This window comes from Enterobacter cloacae complex sp. OE43NF (assembly GCF_023544405.1).
In the GTDB taxonomy this organism is placed as follows: domain Bacteria; phylum Pseudomonadota; class Gammaproteobacteria; order Enterobacterales; family Enterobacteriaceae; genus Enterobacter; species Enterobacter cloacae.
Window position 1 is genome coordinate 1 of the sequence record NZ_JAMJFW010000103.1, and the last position, 3699, is coordinate 3699.

Annotated in this window: 2 protein-coding genes; both read right to left on the bottom strand. The window is 47.6% G+C overall.

Annotation, left to right across the window (positions count from 1 at the left end; genetic code table 11):
- Window positions 1-1265: DUF2254 domain-containing protein (locus tag M8370_RS22930; protein ID WP_110570758.1), on the bottom strand; the 1265-nt coding region annotated here is incomplete at its 3' end.
- Window positions 1266-1328: 63 nt separating this feature from the next.
- The gene (locus M8370_RS22935) at window positions 1329-3326 is read right to left on the bottom strand and encodes a BCCT family transporter (RefSeq protein WP_047353163.1); all 1998 of its coding nucleotides are present in this window, start codon (window positions 3324-3326) and stop codon (window positions 1329-1331) included.
- Window positions 3327-3699: the final 373 nt, after the last annotated feature.

Consider the following 3699-nt stretch of genomic DNA (forward strand, 5'->3'; position numbering starts at 1 on the left):
TTAGGATTTTCGCCACTGAATAAATTATAATAAATTGATTTTATAAGATATTCGTCATGGGCTATATGACCAGTACGAGTTGCATGCTCTAATGTTTCAGATGCCAGTATATGTGCGGCTTCAGCAAACATCCCAGGCCAACCCTTACTCAGCATAGACAGTCCTTTAAGGACTCTTATCTGAATCTCCCTCATACTCGCACCATCACGTGCAACAGGTAAGAAAAAGTCTTCCAGTAGGTCTTTGATCTGAAGTGGCGCAACATGTACTGAAGGATATATCACTTCAGTTTCATCTATTTTATTCTGCGCGTAAGCGGAGAGTATTCGAACACCTCTGCCAATGACATCAATCGCAGTACCGGGATCGTTTACTGCGGGCGAAAGGGCCCTGCAGGCTATTTCGGCCATGACGCTGAGACAGAATCGGGGATCCTGAGCAAATGAACGCACATCCGAGACAATGATCGTTTCAAGTAAATCGGTACAGATTGATGACTCCTGACCAGAACTCAGGTACAAAACTGGCATCGATGGATGTATGAAACTGCCTGGCTGCGCCACAAGATATACATGACGAGGATCATTGCTCAGCAGACTGCCGAGCTTGACCATGTCAATATATTCAACATAGCCAATTTTCTCCGGATATACGGCAACAGTTCCTTTTGGTTGTTCATTGTTCTCAAGCCATGGATATCCGCCAAGACATGGACTTTTTGCTCTCGCAATAAATGTCTCGATCGCCGCCTGTTCTACTTTTGCTGTTGTCTCACCTACCCTGCCCAGAGAGGTCAAATGCTGTATCCAGCGAAGCAATGTGATGATTATTAAGGCAATGACAACCAGTGTTACAATGAATAAAATGACTCTACCCCTTTCTCCGTAGGCTCCCATATTGAGGGCAATAATCCCTACCAGGCTGAAGAGAAAAGAACCGATAAAAGTGGCCAGTACATTTTGTGTGGTTACGTCTTCTACAACTAAACGCGTGGCTCTGGGCGTCACATTAGTAGTGGCTGAACCGTAAGCGGTGACCATGATACTCAGTGAAAATGTGGTCACCGCCAGCATACTCGATGCCAGTATGTTCAGAATATTATCAACTGCTTCCGCACCAACCTTCACTGATACTGACTCTGGGATCATTGATCTAAAAAGAATAGATAAAAGGGCCGTTATTATTGCTACCATTGCAAATAACGTTGCCCTGAACCATAGTTTTTTAAGTGTCTGCCTGAGAATCCATTGCCAGCGTAAAATCATTCAGCATATCCTTGTATTAAGTTCGGGAAAATAAATGCCGCCCGGCAGGACGGCATTTTTGTATTAACGAACGAGGTGCAGGAAGTGCAGGTGTTTTTCGTACTGGTCCAGTATGTCATTAATCAGCTGTTCCTGATTCCAGCCCATCACATCATAGTTTTGACCGCCTTCTTTCAGATAGACCTCAGCGCGATAATATCGATGTTGCTCAACCTGCTGCTCGTCATTGTCCATTGCAGCCATGGCGAAAGCCGGTGAGTTATAGCCACGAAGTCTCACTTCATAAATAAAGTTCAGCTCATTGCCCAAATCGACTTCAAGCCGAATTCGTTCGTCATCAGTATCACTTATATGGCTTATCGTTCCCTGTTTATTCAGTTCTTCCTGAACCAGCGTCATGGCGGGCTGGATAACGTCGCCCATAAAGCGTATCACAAGAGAGCGCTTTGGCAGATAAGCGATATTGCGCAAGCGTCTCTGCCATGGAATCGGGTTACGCGCTGCAGTCGGAGCAATAGTCGCCATGCTCAGGCTTTCACGCTTGGTCAAATCCCGACGCAGGGCTTTTAATAATCCGTATATGGATATCAGTAAAATCACTGAGAAAGGTAATGCGCTCGCTATTGTCACGGTTTGCAGCGCGCTCAGTCCCCCCGCAATCAGCAGTGCGATTGCCACAATCCCTATGAGCGAGGCCCAGAAAATTCGCTGCCATACAGGCGTGTTAGCGACGCCACCCGATGCCAGCGTATCAACAACCATTGCCCCGGAGTCAGCCGAGGTGACAAAGAAGACAATGACCATCGCCATTGCAATAAATGACAGCACGGAAGAAAACGGGAAATGCTCCAGGAAATTAAACAGGGCCAGCGCGACATCCTGCTGAACGGTATTGGCGAGATCAGCCGCCCCCTGGTGCATAATGAGATAGATTGCGCTGTTACCAAACACCGTCATCCACATGAGCGTGAAGCCGGCGGGAACAAACAGCACGCCGGTGACAAACTCGCGAATGGTTCGACCGCGCGAGACTCTTGCGATGAACATCCCCACAAACGGCGACCATGAAAGCCACCATCCCCAGTACAGTAATGTCCAGCCCCCCAGCCAGTTGCTCGACTTAGGTTCATACGCATAAAGGTTAAAAGTTTTACTCACCAGTTCAGAAAGATAACCGCCCGTATTTTCCACAAATGACTTCAGCAGAAGCACGGTTGGTCCCAGACACAGGACCAGCGCCAGCAGCAGCACTGCCAGGCCCAGGTTGAGCTCAGACAGTATACGTATTCCCTTGTCCAGGCCGGACACCACCGAAATCGTCGCTAAACCAGTGATGACAACGATTAGAATCACCTGCACCGTTTCATTAATAGGCACCCCGAAAAGATGATTCAAACCAGCATTCACCTGCAAAACACCGTACCCCAGCGATGTCGCAACGCCAAAGACGGTGCCAATAACGGCGAAAATATCAACCGCATGGCCTACAGGTCCGTATATGCGCTCGCCAATAATGGGATAAAGTGCGGAACGCAGCGTTAAAGGCAGACCGTGACGGTAACTGAAAAAGGCCAGGATCAGTGCCACAATGGCATAGATTGCCCATGCGTGCAGGCCCCAGTGGAAGAACGTCAGGCGCATTGCTTCCTTCGCTGCCGCAACGGTCTCTGGAGTGCCGACAGGAGGTGAAAGATAATGCATCACAGGTTCAGCAACGCCAAAGAACATCAGGCCGATCCCCATCCCTGCCGAGAAAAGCATCGCAAACCAGGAGTGATAGCTAAAATCAGGCTGCGCATGGTCCGGACCCAGTTTGATATCACCGTAGCGTGAGAGTCCCAGGAACGAGACACTCAGTAGAATCAGGGCCACTGCAAGGATGTAGAACCAGCTGGCATTCGTGAAGATTTGTTGCTGAAGTAGTTTAAAATTTTTGTCGGCGACATCCGGGAATACAGCGGCAAAGGCGACAAGAAGGAAAATTAACAAAGCAGATGTAAAGAATACCGCTTTGTTAATCTGGCTTTTAGACTTCTTTTGGATTGTATCATTTTCACTCATAATCATTTATTCCATTAATTAAAATCCGCACTGTATAGAGGGTACTACATCTCAAAGATTAGCCAACTTCAACTTACGATGCGGCGTCAATCGGAATGCAGAGTGCAAGAGTGGCCATACAGATATCCTGTTGATAGTCTGCCAGCCGTCTTCTGGAGCATTTGATTTGCATAAATTGCATCAGATCTGGGGATTCACTTTGATTAGAGCAATATTGAGAATGACTTACTAACGTCTGATGTTGCGTAAAGCGGGCTTTAAGGATGGTCGCAATGTCAGAGGTAAGGACAGACGTTCAGGATGCAAATAATCAGTGCCGGTTCGTCGCTGATTTTCCTTCAGGCTGACTTGTCCAAAACGAGTAACAATCGCC